The organism is Streptomyces sp. A0958 (assembly GCF_004795035.1).
In the GTDB taxonomy this organism is placed as follows: domain Bacteria; phylum Actinomycetota; class Actinomycetes; order Streptomycetales; family Streptomycetaceae; genus Streptomyces.
The window spans coordinates 1-14,979 of record NZ_SSBK01000045.1; the positions used below are offsets into that span (position 1 = coordinate 1).

Sequence of the window (14,979 nt, forward strand, 5' to 3'; positions counted from 1 at the left end):
GGTACATCCGGACCGCACGCTCACGCAACTCCAGCGGGTACTTTCTCGGGGCAGGCATCGTCTGGGCTCCTCTCATGACACCCATCTGACCCGCTGTCAGCATCTTTCGCATCTCGGGGGAACCTCATCCACAGCCTGTGCACACGCCTCGGCGAAGGCAGCCTCTACGGCGGCCTTGTCCATGCCTCGCACCTGCGCCTCGACCTCCTGGCCCGTGCCGGGTCGTCGGGCGGTGCGCCAGGCCGAGGCGCGGTCGGTGTAGCGGTCTGTCTCGAAGTCCCAGGCCGGCATCGACCAATGCTCTGGGCCTCCGGTCGCCGTGCGTTCCCCGCCGGGGAGGAACAAGGCTCGGGCGTGGAAGACCACGGCCCGCTCCGGTATGCGGTCGCGGATGGCGCTCGCGCCCTCCGGGCCTTGGTGTTCCCACCGCCACCGGTCCCATTCCTCGACCTCGGCGGCGTAGTCGGGCCAGTCCTCGCCCCAGCGTGCGACGACCTCGTCGGCGTGCTCGCGGTAGAGGAAGGGCACGCACCGCTCGCCGAGGCGGGCGACGTGGACCACCAGCTCGGCGGGGACGGGACTCTGGCTGGCCTCCGGCGGCGCAGCGCTTCCCGCGGTCTCGTCCGTACCCCACAGGAGGCCGCCGACCTTGGCTGCGGTGTCCTTGAGGACGCGGCTGGTCAGGTGCTGGTAGCGGCGACGCATCCGGGCGGACTTGCCGGGCTCCCAGCCCATGATGGCGTCGACGACCGCGTCGGCGACGCCGAGGATGAGCAGGACCGTGGCGGCCGTGTGGCGGGCGTCGTGGAGACGGGCATCTCGGACGCCTGCGGCTTTCAGTAGCTCCTTCCACTTGTGATAGTCCGTGTTCGGGTTCAGAGGCTCGCCGGTCGGCGAGGTGAAGACGTACCCCTTCTCAGACCAGAGGTCACGGGCCACGGTTCGCTCGCGGGCCTGGTCCTCCTTGTGCCGGCGCAGGAGCTGGAGCAGCTCTTCGGGTACGCCGATAGGCCGCTGGCCGGCGCGGGACTTCGCGTTCTTGGTCTCGCGCCGCGTGTTGATCTTCTGAGGGCAGAAGCCGGGCTTGCGTCCGCAGCGGTCTCCGCAGCCGTGCTTGTAGCGGGGCCGCAGCCGGCCGCGACGTACGCGGATAACGCCGAGGTCGAAGTCGACGTCTGCCCAATGCATGCCGAGGACCTCACCCTGGCGCAGGCCGAGTGCGAGCGCGATGACCCAGCGGGCGGTGTTGCGGTGCTTGGCAGCCTCGGCGAGAAGGTGCTGGACCTCCTCGACCGTGTACGGCTCGACCTCTTCCTCTTCGACCTTGGGGGCCTTGGCGATGGAGGACGGGTTCGTCGTGAGGTGCTGGCGCCGTACGGCCTCGTTCAGTGCGGTGCGGAGAGTCCGGTGCGCCTGATGGGCGGTGCCAGCGCTGCTGCCGCTGTCCTGCATCTTCTTGTAGAAGCGCTCCAGGTGCTCGGGTTGCAGCTTCTCCAGTCGGTGGGCGCCGAGGCCGGGGATGAGGTGGTGATAGACGGCGACGCGGTAGCCGTCGATCGTGTTCTCCGAGACATGCGCGGCAGCGATGTTCTCGACCCAGTGGGTGAGCCAGGTCTTCACGGTCCACCACTGGCCGGCCTTGCGCACCGCGCCCTTGTCGCGCTGGCGCTCCAGCTCGCGGACGACCTTGGTGACCTCGGCGCGGGTCTTACGGCTGACGTGGCGCCGGTCCGGGGTGCCGTCGTCCTTGACGCCGACGGTGACTCGGCCGTGCCAGCGGCCGTCCTTGCCGAGGTAGATGGAGGAGGCGCCGTTGGGCTGGCGAGACTTCGGTGTGGAGGTGCGAGTCACGCGGCGGCCCCGAAATCGGTCGCCGACAGTCGGCGGGCCATGAAGTCGTTCACCGCCTCCGCTGGAATGCGGCGCAAGCTCCCGATCTTGACGGAGGCGATCTCACCGGACGAGACGTACTCGTACAGCTTGGTGCGGCCGATGCCGATTCGACGGGCGGCCTCGGAGACGGTCAGGGCGACCAAGGTCGTGTCGCCGACGGGTCGCCGCTCGGCCATCAGGATGCGCAGGGCGTCTTCGGGGACGTCCAGGAGCTGGGCTATCTGGGAAATGGGCAGCGTGGGCTGCGGCATGGGGATACTCCTCCCGCCGGCCTCGCGGCGTCGCGGGAGCGGCAACTCCCGCCGGCCTGGCCGGTGGCGTCGTTCAGGGATGGATGGTTGATCGTCGGCGACGGAGGTCGCCACGTGTGGTGTTCTCGGCGTTCGTAGCGCCGTGGAAGAGACAGTGGTCGGCTATTCGCCGACGGGTCGCTGCCCCTGGTTTCGCAGGTGGGCCCGGGACGGGTGCATGCTTCTCATCAACGCCCGCTCTTCGAGCCGGAGGAGCTCGTCGACCTGCCCTCTCCGCTCGGGTCCCTTGTCCCCGTAGGCATCGAGTTCCCTCTGGATCTCGCCCAGGTGCATCTGGTTCCGGTCGATCGCCGCTCGAAGCTGGTGGTACTCCCGCGTCATCTGGACGTACTCATGGGCCAGCTGCCGAATGCGGGGCGTGGCCAGCTCCCCCGGCGGGCCGGTCAGGTCCTGCATGGTGAGGTCGAAAACCTTGCAGAAGCCGAGCGCCTCGTCGAGGTTCACCCTGCGACGGGGCTTGCCGCTCTCGATGCGCCAGATCGCGGACTGGTTGATCGGATGACCGACAGCAGCCATCTCCTCGGCGAGCTTCACCGTGCTCCAACCACGGACCTCGCGTTCCAGCTTGACGCGTGCGGCGACGTGATCTTCCGGCACCGGTCGACCTGGGCCGGCGCGCTCCGCGCCTTCCTCACCGCTCACTCGCGCCTCCCTTCACACGTCGACAGGTCCAATCGATCCAGCGTCCACAACTAAACATCGTTGCGGATTGAAATGCAAGGCATTGCGTTGCCGAAAATCTCGGCTATGGTCGTATTCCGCCGTACAGCGACGGAGGGAACCGCACACGCAAGCGGCCCCGGTGCTACGAACACCGGGGCCGAATAGAGGCTCCACCGCACAACCATCCATCCCTGAACGATCGAAACCGGAGGCCGGGGTTGCCGCCCCATATGGCCTGCCGGGTGAGGAGCTCCGTGAACCAGGGTACGACCCTGCCATCCCAGACGCCATCCCGCTTCGACGAAGGCTCCACCCCGACGGAGCATCCATTCAACCTGGACGCCGAGTGCGCAGTCCTCGGCGCCTGCATGCACGAACCCGGCGTCATCGCCGCGGTCAGGCCCATCCTCGGCGACGACGCCTTCTACCGGCCCGCGCACGAGACCATCTGGCGCGCGCTCCTCACTCAGCACCGCGAGGACAAACCCACCGACCCGATCGTCCTCACCGAGCTGCTCCAGCAGCAAGGGGACCTACAGCGCGTGGGTGGCCACACCTACCTGTCTCAACTCGCCAACGCCCCCTACGGCACCAGCAGCGCCGAATACCACGCGGAGATCCTCCGCTCGAAGGCTGACCTTCGCCGCCTGGTGACCTCGGCGGTACGAACCCTCCAGCGGGCCCGGGAACCCGGCGCCGATCCCGAGGCGATCCGCAGCGAAGTCGAAGCGGAAGTGCGCGCAGAGCGTGAGCGTGCGCTCGCCTCGGGGCAAGGACGGTTGTCCCGCTTCGCCACCGACGGGTGGTCATTCGTCAAAGAGAGCGGGGCGGACGCCGAGCCCTTGTGGGGTACGCGTGAGAAGACCGTCTGGGCACCGGGCGAGAGCCTGATGATCGTCGGCGCTCCGGGCGTCGGCAAGACCACGCTGGCCCATCAAGTGATCTTCGCCCGCCTCGGTCTCCAGGAGACCGTCCTGGAGATGCCCGTCGCCCCAAGCCGGCGAGTGCTCTACCTGGCAATGGACCGCCCCAAGCAGATCGCCAAGGCCATGGCCCGCCGCGTTTTCTCGACCGACGAGAAGATCCTGCGCGAGCGGCTCGTGGTCTGGCAGGGCCCGCTGCCCGCGACCCTCGACAAGGAGCCCGACCTCCTCGCCGATCTCGCCGCCGCCCACGAGGCCGACACGATCGTGATCGACAGCCTCAAGGACGCGGTCAGCACGATGGTCGACGACAGTCTCGCGGTCGCCTTCCACAACGCCCGCATGCGCGCCCTGCGCAACGGCGTGGAGATCCTGGAACTGCATCACCAGCGCAAGGCAACCGCGGACGCCCCACGTGGGCAACGCCCCAGCCTGGACCAGGTCTACGGCTCCACCTGGATCACCGCCGGCGCGGGCAGTGTCCTGTTCGTGAGCGGACGGGCAGGAGATCCTGCGGTCACCCTGCACCACCTCAAGACCCCCACCGGTGAGGTCGGCCCCCTGGACGTCACGCACGACCATGTGCGCGGCACCACCATCGTCGACCCCACCAAGGACCCCGCCGTCCTGCTGCGCAACGCCCCCAACGGGCTGACCGCACGCGACCTGGCCACCGTCCTCATCGGCGGAGGCGAACCCCACCGCGCCGACATCGAGAAGGCCCGACGCCACCTCGGCCGCCTCGTCGACAGCGGCCTGGCCACCAAGACCGACGGCATCGCCGGAGGGGCCGGAGGCGGCCAGCAGGCCCGCTACTACGCCTCCGCCCGCCACCTCACCGCCGTCGGCTGACCTCCTCGCCAGCCCCCTCGAAGCGTTCACGGGACCGTGCACGTGGCCTCCACGCCCGTGCACCCTCGTGAACCGCTCACAGGGCACACGGTCACCGAAAAACCGCAGGTAGAGCGATCACGCGCCCGTACACGCCGTACACGTGCCTAAGCGATCACGCGCGGGCCCCCCTTTAGAAGGGGGCCCGCGTGTACGCCCCCTCCGTGAACGCCGTGGTCGTCTCCCCGCCCTTCCCCCGGAGTAGATCCGCGCATGCCGCCCGCCATACCCGAAACACTCGCCACCGCCCCCTTCCCGTACGCCGACAGCCCGCTCCTGCCCGCCGCCGTCTTGGCGGTTGCCGCCGGTGCACTGCTCGCGGGCCTGAGGGCCCGACGCAGCCAACGCCTCCCCCATGATCGGAAGCGGCGGCCCTCGGCTGCCGTCGTCACCGCCACCGTGGCGGCGCTCGTGTGCACGGCCTACAGCGCGGACACCAGCTGGCGGTTCGCCGCCCACTACCTCGACATGCGCAACACCGCCGAGCGCACAGCGATGTTCTCCGCCGCTGAACTCGCCCTGTTCTCGATGGCGCTGATGGCCCGGCAGAACCTGCATGGTCCACGGCAGACGGCCGGCTTGCCCGGAGTCCTGGTCTGGGTGATCACCGCCATGCAGACCATTCCCGCCTACGCCGAGTCCGGCCCGGTCGGCGGCACCGTACGCGCCTTCACCGGCCCGGTGATGGCGGCCGTGCTGTGGCACCTGGCCATGGGCATCGAGCTCCGTCAGCGCACTCCCGACGCCACCTCCCACGGGTTCGGCGCTGTACTCACTCGGCAGGCCCGCGAGCGGCTGCTCGCCCGGCTGGGGGTCTTCGAACAGGACCAGGGCGCGGCTGAGATCATCCGCGATCGGGCCACGCAGCGGGCCGTCGCCCTGGCTACTCGCCTCGCTGAGATGACTCCCGGACAGCGGACCGAACGGGCAGGCCGCCGCACCATACGTCGGCTTGCCAAGGCGCTCGCCCGCTCCGGCATCGATGCCGACCCGTTCCGGAACGAGCAGCTGCTGCGCCAGCTCGCCACCCGCCGTCAAGCAGCCGCCCTGGCCACCGTCAATCTGCCCGAGCGCTGGAGCCTGCCCGTCGGGCAGCCCCTCGACCTGCCCACTGCGCAGCCCGGATCCTCCCAGGCAGAAGCCGACGGGCAAGCGACCGACCACGATCGGGCAGACCGCGACGGGCGGGCAGAAGACCACGCCCGCCCGCACCCGTCAGATCCGGTCGACGGGGCGCCCGACCCGGGCGCCGGCCCCAATCCCACCGACCACTCCAGCCCGAAAACGGCCGCCCGCTCGCACCAGGTGGCGCGCCCGCAAGACGCCGCTCCGCCTCCTACGGGCAGCACCTCACTCACCCCATCGGCCAGGCATCACACGCCGAAGCCGAAGCGGTCCGTGCGCAAGCCCAGCGCTTCCGACGAGGTCATCCTCGCGTCCGCCCGCCGCGTGTACGAGGAGACCGGCAGCGTCGGACGCGACCGTGTGGAGGACGCCGTGCGCGACGCCGGCTACAGCGTCTCCAGCAACGTCGTGGGCCGTGTCGTCCGCGAGTTCAAGTCCCGGATCGGGGCCGCACACGCAGATTCCTGACCCAAGACCGCAACGACTCACCCCAGCGGTGACCTGAGACGGAGATCCCGTGCGCGACCCCCATCACGAACCCGCCGCATGCCAACAGCAGCCGACCACCACCCCAGCAGAAGGCGGAGCAAGTTGTCCCGGGAGCAATGCTCCCGGAATTCCCGCCCCAAGGGCGGCGGGACCGGCCCTTCGCGAGGGGGCGCCGGACCGGCAGGCTGCGACCGAAGGCGGACCGCAGCCAGGAGGGGGACGGCAGGCCGAGCCCCTTTCGCGGCGACGCCAGCGCGCCCGTCAGCCGAAGCCCCGAAAGCGCCTGCACCAGCCCAGCTGCCGCATGAACGACGCCGAGTACCAGCGCTTCACCGACGCAGCCGCCCAGTGCCAGATGACCAATGCCGCCTTCCTCGCCTACGCAGTCGACAAGGCGGCCCGCGACCTGACCCGCACTGCGGCCGAGATCGCCACCGAGCGGGAAGTCCTCGATGAGGTGTTCGCCGCCCGCCGGCACCTGGGTCGGATTCATGGCTTGTTCAATCAGGTCGCCAAGGCACTCAACTCCGGCGCCGACGCACCCCACCTCGACGCCGCCGCTCAGGCCGTCCTGAACGCTGCCCGCCGGATGGAAGACGCCGCCGACACCCTGCTCGCCCACCGGGACGGTGGCTGCCCGGCATGATCCCTCGAATCCATAAGCGCGGCAGCGCGACGATCGGCCTCATCCGTTACCTGTACGGCCCCGGCACGCACGAGGAGCACACCGACCCGCACCTCGTGGCGGCCTTCGACCCGCTCATGCCCGACCCGGGCCGCGATCCGCAGGCCACCTACGGGCAGCTGCAGCGGCTGCTCGACCAGCCCGTCAACGCCCTGCCCACCGGCCGCCGCCCTGACAAGCACGTGTGGCATCTGTCCGTACGCGCCAGCCCTGAAGACCCGGTTCTGCCCGACGACGCCTGGGCAGCCATCGCCCGCCGCATGGTCGCCGCCACCGGCATCGACCCCGAGGGCGACGACGCCGCCTGCCGGTGGGCGGCCGTCCGGCACGCCGCCGACCACATCCACATCGTCGCCACCCTGGTCCGCGACGACGGCCGTCGGCCCCGCCTGCACAACGAAGCCCGCCGCGCTCAGGCCGAGGCCCGCCTCATCGAGACGGACTACAGCTTGCGCCGGGTCACGCCGGGCGATGGCACCGCCGCCAAGCGACCCACCAGCGCCGAACGTCATAAGGCCGAACGCCAAGGTCGACAACGCACCCCGCGCGAGGAACTGCGGGAGGCGGTCCGGCGCTCGGTGGCCGGCGCCGGAAGCGAGGAGGAGTTCTTCGACCGCCTCGCCGGGGCCGGCCTGCTCGTGCGACGCCGTGTCGCACCGTCGGGCGACCCCCTCGGCTACACCGTCGCCCTCCCCGGCGACCGCAACGCCACGGGCAAGCCAGTCTTCTACTCCGGCTCCAAGCTCGCCCCGGATCTCTCCCTGCCCCGTATCCGCGAGCGCTGGAACGGGAACCCTGACCACCCCGCCCAGCAGCCGGCCCTGCCGCCGGTGACCGGACCTGCATCCGCCCGTCGTCGCGCCACCAGCGCCGCCTGGCAGGCCCTGTTCGTCGTCGACCACGGCGAGAACGGCGTCGTCGCCGCGCAGATCGCCGCCACCGGGGAAGTGCTCGACGCCCTCGCCCAGACGTCTGCGGCCCACACCCGCCACGAGCTCCAAGCCGCAGCGGCCGCGTTCGAGCGCGCTTCCCGCTCTCACGTACGTGCCTCACGCGGCCACGACCACGCCCCGCGCCGAGCCGCCCGTGACCTCGTGCAGAGTGGCCCGGCCTTCGGCCGAGGCGAGGACGGCGCCGCCACCGCGATGGCCATCGACATGCTCATCTTTCTGGTCTCTGCCGCCGCTCACTGGCACGCCGGGAAGCAGCATGCCCAGCAGGCTGAAGCCGCGCACCGGGCTGCTGAACATCTCCGCCTGGCTTACCGGACCGCCGCCGAGCGCCCGATAGCGGCTCTGCACCAGCGAGGCGTACGCATGGCTCCCTCCCGGCAACACCGCCATGCCGCCCTCGTACGGCTAGCCCTGCCTGAACTGGCCGACCGGATCATCGCCGAACCCGGCTGGCACGCTCTCGTTGCCACGCTCGACGAAGTTCAGGCAGCCGGGCACAGCGCCACCACTCTGCTCACCGCGGCAGCGGCCCGCAGGGAACTGGGCTCGGCAGCGCACATGAGTGACGTACTCGTGTGGCGGCTACGGAGGTCAGCCGATCTTCCTTCTGGCCCTCGGAATCTCCAGGTTCCACTCACTCACGGGAAGCGCCCCGTCGCCCCACCGGAGCCAGTACTCCGGAGCGACGTCATGCCTCTGAATGGCTCCCCACGGCGGCGCTGACCGCACGTTCCAGCCCTGCCGCGCCAGCCGCACACTCGTGGCGTTTCAAGGAAGCATGCTCGGCAGGGCTCACGCCGGCAGAACAGCGTCGAGATAGCGCTGCACCGGCTCGAACAGCCCGTACGGCACGTACTGAGGAATCTCACCGAGCATGGCCCAGACCGTGTCGGCCACTTCACCAGCGCTCGCAACGGCCGCCTCGCCCCTAACGGGCCGACATGCGATGTAGTGAATCTCCCGACCCGTCAGAGGGTGCACTCTGCACCCCAGTGACTCTTGTGGGGCCACTCGTAGTCCGGTCTCTTCTTGGGTCTCACGTACGGCGGCTTCTTCGGGTGTTTCACCGGGTTCGATCTTTCCCGCCGGAAACTGCCACGAGAGGGCGCCTTCCGTCACGCGTCGTTGTACGAGCAGAACGCGCGCGTCCCGAGCGACGATGGCAGCAGCGACCGCCACTTCTGCCCTGCTGGTCACAAGGGTTCCCCCCTCCAAGAGCCATCCCCTGATGCACAACGCCGGGGCCTCACCCCTTGATGAGCAGGTCCCGGGCCGCGTAGTACGCGTGCAGCGCTGCCTCGCTGCCGGACCCCAGGGCGGTCATGATCCGTTGGAAGCGGGCGGAGCGGAGGTCGCCGGCCACGATGACGCGGGGGTGCTGGTCGGTGGGCGGGCAGTATCCGTCCGTGCCACGGATCAGGTCTCCGGGTGGGGCGGCGGGGGCGTTTCCCAGGCTGAGGAACGCCGCGTCCGCCGTGATCGTCCGGCGGACACCGTCCCTTCCCACTGCCTCGGCCGACAGCTGGGCACCTTCCCCACCGTGCAGCGTCAGGTGATCGGCGGGGAGGAGCGTGACCCGTGAGTCGTCGCGGATCTCGTCGATCTTGTACGCGTCCGTCGCCGGGTACGCCACGAGAAGGCGCGTGTCCGTGGTCGGGTGGGCGCGCAGGAAGGTGCCGATCGGGCGGTCGCCGCCGAGGACGAGGAGGGTCCGGCCTTGGGCGTCGTCGGCGTCGGTCTGCCAGAGCGCAGGCAGGGTCAGGCCGGCGGGGGCGGTGATCCAGGGCGCTTCGCTGGGCTGGAGAGGGCCGACGCCCGTGGCGACGATGGCGTACGGGGCGGTGAGGGAAGCGCCCGTGTCCAACGTGACGGTCACCTGGTCGTCGGCGGCGCGAAGCTCGGTGACGTACCTACCGAGCGCGAGGCGGCACAGCTCCGTGTTCTTCAGCTCGGCAACGATGGCGTCGGCCAGCTCGGGGCCGCCGGTGTAGCCGCCGAGGACGTTGTTCAGAGCCGGGATCCGGTACAGGTTCCGGCACAGCCGGTCCGGCTCGACCAGAATCGAGCCCATGCCGACGCTGGCGGCCATGCGTGCGGCAGCGCACCCGGCGGGTCCGCCGCCGATGATGATGAGGTCGGTGTCGTACAGCGTGTCGCCCATGGAGCTATTCCAGCACCGGGGCCCCTGCATACGCCGCGAGTTGGTCGACCACGTGCTCGGTGGTGACAAGTTGGCCGGTTCCGATCAGGCGGCGTGCGACGACGAGTCCGGCGTCGTGTACGTCAGGGCCGGCGTCGCTGGCGCAGGCGTCGGTGACGATCCAGGGTGCGTGGCCGTGTTCGAAGGCGTCGGCCGCGGACTTCAGGACGCAGCTCTCGGTAGCGATCCCGCAGAAGACGAGGTCGGTCCAGCCGCCCCCGCGGACCAGTTCGGCTGCCTGGGGGGTGAAGAGCGTGTAGCCGGTCTTGTCGACGACCGCGTGCGCGCGGGCTGCCGCCTCCGCGAGTTCGGGGACGATGTCGGTCTCCGGTGGTTCTTGGAGGCGGCGCCACTGGAAGAAGCGCTCGTACGGGCTGTCCGGATAATTGAAGTACCGGGTGAAGATCACAGGTCGGCCGGCTCCGGTCCACTGCGCGACAAGATCGGAGATCGCGGGCACCGCGTGGCGGCTTCGCTCGTTCACGAAGCCGTTCTGCATGTCGATCACGACCAGCGCGGCGCTGCCGATGTCCATCCGTTGCTTCTCCTGCCCTGTGTTCTCACCCGACGCCCTCTCGCAGAGCGTCCTGCGCGGCGCGCAGCCGTTCGGCCAGCCCGCTGGTCTTCATGATGGCCTCCCGCATCAGAACGTGTTGAGCGGTCTCCTGGGCTCGGGCGGTGGTGAGCCGGGAGGAGGCAGCACGCAGGAAGCGCCAGCCGTACTGCTCGGGCATGAAGGGGTCCTGGCCGTCCTCGATCATTTGCTGCACCTGGCGGGTGAAGCACCAGAGGGCTTGGACGGTCAGTTCGCAGGTAACCAACTCGTCGATGGTGAGGCTGCGCTCGCGGGAGTGAGAGGCATAGGCAACGCCGGACCAGCCCGCGTAGGCGGTGGACACACCCCGTACGCCGAAGGACACGATGTCGGGGTGGTCGAAGCCGGTGGCGAGGAGAGACTCCTCGACCGCACCGCCCAGAGGAGCTGGGCCGTCCGGGGCGCCGCGGTCGACCAGGACAGAGGGCGTGGACAGCAGGCGCAGTGCGGTGTCGTGGGCGTCGCCGGACCAGGGGCCCGAGGTGAGCCAGTAGAGGGAGAGGACGTACTCGGGGTTGGGAACGCCGGCGGGTTCCTCGTCCAGGAGGTCGCGGAGCTTGTCTCGTGCCCAGGGAAGGTCGGAGGCGTAGGAGCGGTACCGCCAGACCGCAAGGTCGGTGAGCGCGGCAGGCTGGTGCGGCTGAACGAGGTGGAAGACGGCCACCCCGCACGCGAAGACGTGAAGGACGCACTCCTGTGCCTCGGGGTGGTCGACGTGGGCCGAGGAGGACTCCAGCCAACCGTCGTGCGCACTCGGTCTCATGTGCGCACGGAGTCGGCCGGCGCGTTCGACGCCGATGAAAACTGGCAGGAACTTGTGGGAGTCGACTTCGATTTGGCCTGTCACGGGCGGCGCAGCGCCGTTCGTTCCCAGCGCCGCCGCGAAGCGCGCCTGCGCTTCGTTCGATGCGCGGTCAAGTGCGGTGTCGAGCACAGCCTGGGACTCGGCACGCGGCTGGTAACCCGCGCCGCCACCCTCCCAGTTCGACACGGTCCGGTCACTGACTCCGAGGTAGGCGGCGAAGTCACGCAGGCTCATGCGAAGGGCCTCGCGCAGCAGCCGTGCTTCACGCCCGGACCATCTCTGCACAGTCACCACCGTCGTACCCCCCGTCCGTCGCCTGGTGAAACGCCGAAACACCCTGTGCGAGCAGTCCTGTTCGGCATTACTGCGGCATTGCTGCAGCACCCGTGCGTCACACTCAGCGATCAGTTTGCACCATGCTGTATTCACGAACCGGGGAAAGCGGCCACGGCCCAAAAGCGCCCCTCCGCCCGTTCTCTCCGGTTACACACCCAAGGAGCAAACGGCATGACCGACATCGTCAAGCGCAACGCCCGCGCCATCCTTCTCGACGGCGACGAACTGGTCCTCATCAAGCGCACCAAGCCCGGCAGGGAGCCGTACTGGGTATCCGTCGGCGGAGGCGTCGAGGAAGAGGACGCGACCATCGAGGCGGCGCTGCACCGGGAGGTGTTCGAGGAGCTGGGCGGCAAGCTGGAGCGCGCCGAGCTCGTGCACCTCATCACCGACGCGCTGGAGGGAGGCGTCGGAGTCCAGCACATCTTCGCGGCGCGCCTGGAATCGATGGACCTGGCCGCACGGACGGGCACCGAGTTCGACAAGCCGGAGCGGGGCGGGTACGAGGTGGTCCGGGTGCCCTTCACCGCCCAGGCCGTCCGTGAGCTGAACCTGATGCCGCCGGAGTTGGCCGAGTTCATCGCCACGAACACCGACGCGATCACCTCCGTCCTTGACACACCGATCCGCGAGGCATGAGCGATGGAGCGGTTACCGGACTTCGTCAGCCTCAACGGCCCTGACAACGTCGGCAAGACGACTCACCTCGATCGGCTGGCCGCGCGCCGGCACGCCTTTCAGCCGCTGGGGGCTGTCCACGAGCACGACCCCGAGCCGTGGGCGCGGGTAGCGGCCGGCGACTACGCCCGGTGGTGGTTCGAGACGTCCACGACGGTCGAGCTGACGGAGATGCTGCTCGTCGGTCACGCCAAGCGGGCCGCCGCACGCGAGCCCGGTCGTACGGGACTGCTGGACCGTGGCCTGCCCATGCTCCTCGCTGTGGCCACCGCGACATGCGTGGTCAAGGACGGGCTGACGGTGGGCGAGGCGTTCAAGACCGTGACGGAAATCGCCGGTTCGCGCGCCACCGCATCAGAGACCTCGGTGCTGCTGCTCGCGTCCTTCGACGCCGAGCGCAGTTACGCCATCACCAGCGCCCGCGAGGGCCGCCCGTGGACCGGGATCTACCCGGCCTACCAGAAGACACTGCACGCTGTTCTGCTTCACCAGGCCAGCCACGGCACGTACGCCGCCGTCGTGGACTGCGAGAACCGCTCCCTGGACGACGTGCACAGCGCCGTACTCCATCACCTCGGCCTCACTCCACTCACCGACGGAAGTCCCCGATGACCCAGAACTCCCCGCCCCTGGTGCTGCCTCCGGGGCTCACCCGCGCCATGGCCACCCTCCAGGACAAGGACCGGCGCCGCCTGGACGACACCGTCACCCGGCTCCACACCGTCAACGGGCGCCTGTGGGACACCGAGGACCGGGTGCGTAGCGCCTTGCTCTCCGCCGCCCAGGTCGCCGACTGCAAGCGAGAGATCGACCAGCTCAACGCCGAACGCAACGCCCTCGCCGAGCGGGCAGACGAAGTGCTCGGCTCGCTGGCGGACGCGGGCCGTGCCGATGTGCCGCTGCACACCGAAACGCTCGCCTCCGTCGTGGACCGCATGTCGGTGCTGACACTGCGGATCTGGCACAGCGAGCGGGCGGCGGGCCGCGATGAGCTGGCCGCGCGACGTGTCCCGGCCCTTCACGGGCAACGTGAGGAGCTGTGCGCCGCTCTCGACGCGCTGGTCTCCGAAGTCGTCGCCGGCCGTCGTCGGCTCCCCGTGCCGGCCCGCTTCAAGCTGTACGGGCGGGAGGACGTCGCTCCGGCGGAGATCAAGCCGAGTCGGCATCTGCGCCAGGTGCTCGCCTTCGGTGGGCTGAGCGAGTGCGGGAAGAGCACCAGCGCACAGTTCGTTCAGCGAACCTGCGGCGCCCAACGCCTCAAGATCGGCTTCCTGTTACGGCAGGCAGCCCATCGGGAAGGGCTCGCGGACCCGTACGCCCTCTCGGCCCGTCGGCAGGCCGAACTGCTCCTCGGCGAGCTGAACCGCTTCGCGGACGCCCACGTCGACACGAAGCTGTTCACCATCGAGTCCGTCCACGACGATGCCTCGATCGCCGAGCTCAAGCAGCTCATGGGCGACACGCTCCAGATCGTCTACCTGGACGCCTCCTTCGCCGTACGCGTCGAGCGGTCCGGCACACCGGCCCAGGCCGTCGCCGCGAAGGACGAGATCAAGATGAGCCGCGGCGCCCACCAGGTCGCCGCTCTAGCCGACCACGTCATCGACAACACGGGCAGCATCGCAGCCCTTCGCGCCCGCCTCCGGCGCATCGCCGCCCCGCCCTCTACGACTGCGCTGCGCGTGGCCACCCCGTACGGGCTCGGTCTTCCGGCAGCAGTCGCGTCGGCGACGGCCGACTTCACCGACGCGGTGCGGGCGTACGGATCCGGCGTCCGACTCGTCGCCCTGACCGGAAGCCCCGGAGAGGGCACCTGGATCGCCGGCTGGTCCGACCTGGACCTCATGGTGATCGCCGAGCACGAGGTCAGCGGCGGCATCCAAGAGGCCCTGGAGCAGTACCGGACGGCCCTCGGCAATGCGGCCTCTCTCGGCCCCACCCTCGTCACGCCCGGAGAACTGACCGCCCGACGCCTCACTCCACGCCTGGCCTTCGTCCTTCACCAGCTCCAGCAAGGCAGCCCCGTCCTGCATGCGGCATCCGACCTCGAACTTCCGACGATCAGCCGGGACGAGCTCGCGTTCGCCGCCGTCCGTGAACTGCCCCAGGTCATGCTCACCATGCGCCGTCTGCGTACTGCGGAGGGGGCGACCGCCCTGCGGCAGCTCTACAAGCACCTCGTGCTCGCCTGCCGCCTTCTCCTGCGCGAGCACAACCAGTGGGAGTCCGGCCCCGACCGGATCCTCGCCGCCGCCTCCCGCATGCCGGGCCTGAGGGCCCTCGCGGTCCCTCCTCTGGCCGAGGTCGCGAACGCTTGGCGTGACGGTGACACCGAGCTCGTGCTCAAGCCCGTCACCGCGGCGGTCGACCAGCTCCTCACCTGGTACGCCCTCCAGCTCGCCGCCTGAACCAGGCACCTCTCCTTCTCCCCT

Annotated in this window: 14 protein-coding genes; 7 read left to right on the plus strand and 7 right to left on the minus strand. The window is 69.8% G+C overall.

The window, feature by feature from the left end; all coding sequences use genetic code 11:
- Positions 1 to 96: 96 nt before the first annotated feature.
- The 3 genes from E6P78_RS29005 to E6P78_RS29015 form a co-directional block, all read right to left on the minus strand.
- Positions 97 to 1,851, minus strand: coding sequence for a tyrosine-type recombinase/integrase (locus E6P78_RS29005; protein ID WP_136206612.1), 1,755 nt, complete (start codon positions 1,849 to 1,851; stop codon positions 97 to 99).
- Positions 1,848 to 2,144 (minus strand): helix-turn-helix domain-containing protein, encoded by a 297-nt coding sequence (locus E6P78_RS29010; RefSeq protein ID WP_136206613.1) that lies wholly within the window; start codon positions 2,142 to 2,144, stop codon positions 1,848 to 1,850. The genes E6P78_RS29005 and E6P78_RS29010 overlap by 4 nt, the downstream gene beginning before the upstream one ends.
- Positions 2,145 to 2,306: 162 nt before the next feature.
- Positions 2,307 to 2,801: a helix-turn-helix transcriptional regulator gene (locus E6P78_RS29015; protein ID WP_136206614.1), complete on the minus strand. Its 495-nt coding sequence runs from the start codon at positions 2,799 to 2,801 to the stop codon at positions 2,307 to 2,309.
- A gap of 320 nt (positions 2,802 to 3,121) precedes the next feature.
- On the opposite strand from E6P78_RS29015, the gene E6P78_RS29020 reads away from it, so the two are divergent.
- The 4 genes from E6P78_RS29020 to E6P78_RS29035 all read left to right on the plus strand — a co-directional run bounded on the left by E6P78_RS29020 (position 3,122) and on the right by E6P78_RS29035 (position 8,656).
- Positions 3,122 to 4,642 (plus strand): DnaB-like helicase N-terminal domain-containing protein, encoded by a 1,521-nt coding sequence (locus E6P78_RS29020; protein ID WP_136206615.1) that lies wholly within the window; start codon positions 3,122 to 3,124, stop codon positions 4,640 to 4,642.
- 252 nt (positions 4,643 to 4,894) lie between these two features.
- On the plus strand, positions 4,895 to 6,274 hold the full coding sequence (locus E6P78_RS29025) for a hypothetical protein (protein ID WP_168712731.1): 1,380 nt from the start codon (positions 4,895 to 4,897) through the stop codon (positions 6,272 to 6,274).
- A gap of 325 nt (positions 6,275 to 6,599) precedes the next feature.
- Positions 6,600 to 6,941 (plus strand): hypothetical protein, encoded by a 342-nt coding sequence (locus E6P78_RS29030; RefSeq protein ID WP_076967746.1) that lies wholly within the window; start codon positions 6,600 to 6,602, stop codon positions 6,939 to 6,941.
- Positions 6,938 to 8,656 (plus strand): mobilization protein, encoded by a 1,719-nt coding sequence (locus tag E6P78_RS29035; RefSeq protein ID WP_136206616.1) that lies wholly within the window; start codon positions 6,938 to 6,940, stop codon positions 8,654 to 8,656. The genes E6P78_RS29030 and E6P78_RS29035 overlap by 4 nt, the downstream gene beginning before the upstream one ends.
- Positions 8,657 to 8,725: 69 nt before the next feature.
- Here E6P78_RS29035 and E6P78_RS29040 read toward each other — a convergent pair whose 3' ends face one another.
- From E6P78_RS29040 to E6P78_RS29055, 4 genes are read right to left on the minus strand one after another with little or no spacing between them, the layout of a single operon-like run.
- The gene (locus E6P78_RS29040) at positions 8,726 to 9,130 is read right to left on the minus strand and encodes an NUDIX hydrolase (protein ID WP_136206617.1); all 405 of its coding nucleotides are present in this window, start codon (positions 9,128 to 9,130) and stop codon (positions 8,726 to 8,728) included.
- Positions 9,131 to 9,179: 49 nt separating this feature from the next.
- Positions 9,180 to 10,094: an FAD-dependent oxidoreductase gene (locus tag E6P78_RS29045; protein WP_136206618.1), complete on the minus strand. Its 915-nt coding sequence runs from the start codon at positions 10,092 to 10,094 to the stop codon at positions 9,180 to 9,182.
- 4 nt (positions 10,095 to 10,098) lie between these two features.
- Entirely contained in the window at positions 10,099 to 10,668 is a 570-nt protein-coding gene (locus E6P78_RS29050; protein ID WP_136206619.1) for an isochorismatase family cysteine hydrolase, read from the minus strand.
- Between the two features lie 25 nt (positions 10,669 to 10,693).
- Positions 10,694 to 11,827 (minus strand): helix-turn-helix domain-containing protein, encoded by a 1,134-nt coding sequence (locus tag E6P78_RS29055; RefSeq protein WP_346765634.1) that lies wholly within the window; start codon positions 11,825 to 11,827, stop codon positions 10,694 to 10,696.
- A gap of 213 nt (positions 11,828 to 12,040) precedes the next feature.
- Between E6P78_RS29055 and E6P78_RS29060 the strand changes: the two genes are divergently transcribed.
- From E6P78_RS29060 to E6P78_RS29070, 3 genes are read left to right on the plus strand one after another with little or no spacing between them, the layout of a single operon-like run.
- On the plus strand, positions 12,041 to 12,508 hold the full coding sequence (locus tag E6P78_RS29060) for an NUDIX domain-containing protein (protein ID WP_136206621.1): 468 nt from the start codon (positions 12,041 to 12,043) through the stop codon (positions 12,506 to 12,508).
- Between the two features lie 3 nt (positions 12,509 to 12,511).
- Positions 12,512 to 13,159: a hypothetical protein gene (locus E6P78_RS29065; protein WP_136206622.1), complete on the plus strand. Its 648-nt coding sequence runs from the start codon at positions 12,512 to 12,514 to the stop codon at positions 13,157 to 13,159.
- A complete protein-coding gene (locus E6P78_RS29070) occupies positions 13,156 to 14,955 on the plus strand; it encodes a DUF4254 domain-containing protein (protein WP_136206623.1) in 1,800 nt (599 codons plus the stop codon). Before E6P78_RS29065 ends, E6P78_RS29070 begins: the two co-directional genes overlap by 4 nt.
- Positions 14,956 to 14,979: the final 24 nt, after the last annotated feature.

Bases quoted from the DNA above. Each gene is read 5' to 3' on its own strand.
- E6P78_RS29010 (WP_136206613.1), bottom strand. From the start codon at position 2,144: ATGCCGCAGCCCACGCTGCCCATTTCCCAGATAGCCCAGCTCCTGGAC.
- E6P78_RS29025 (WP_168712731.1), top strand. From the start codon at position 4,895: ATGCCGCCCGCCATACCCGAAACACTCGCCACCGCCCCCTTCCCGTAC.
- E6P78_RS29030 (WP_076967746.1), top strand. From the start codon at position 6,600: ATGAACGACGCCGAGTACCAGCGCTTCACCGACGCAGCCGCCCAGTGC.
- E6P78_RS29035 (WP_136206616.1), top strand. From the start codon at position 6,938: ATGATCCCTCGAATCCATAAGCGCGGCAGCGCGACGATCGGCCTCATC.
- E6P78_RS29045 (WP_136206618.1), bottom strand. From the start codon at position 10,094: ATGGGCGACACGCTGTACGACACCGACCTCATCATCATCGGCGGCGGA.
- E6P78_RS29050 (WP_136206619.1), bottom strand. From the start codon at position 10,668: ATGGACATCGGCAGCGCCGCGCTGGTCGTGATCGACATGCAGAACGGC.
- E6P78_RS29060 (WP_136206621.1), top strand. From the start codon at position 12,041: ATGACCGACATCGTCAAGCGCAACGCCCGCGCCATCCTTCTCGACGGC.
- E6P78_RS29065 (WP_136206622.1), top strand. From the start codon at position 12,512: ATGGAGCGGTTACCGGACTTCGTCAGCCTCAACGGCCCTGACAACGTC.
- E6P78_RS29070 (WP_136206623.1), top strand. From the start codon at position 13,156: ATGACCCAGAACTCCCCGCCCCTGGTGCTGCCTCCGGGGCTCACCCGC.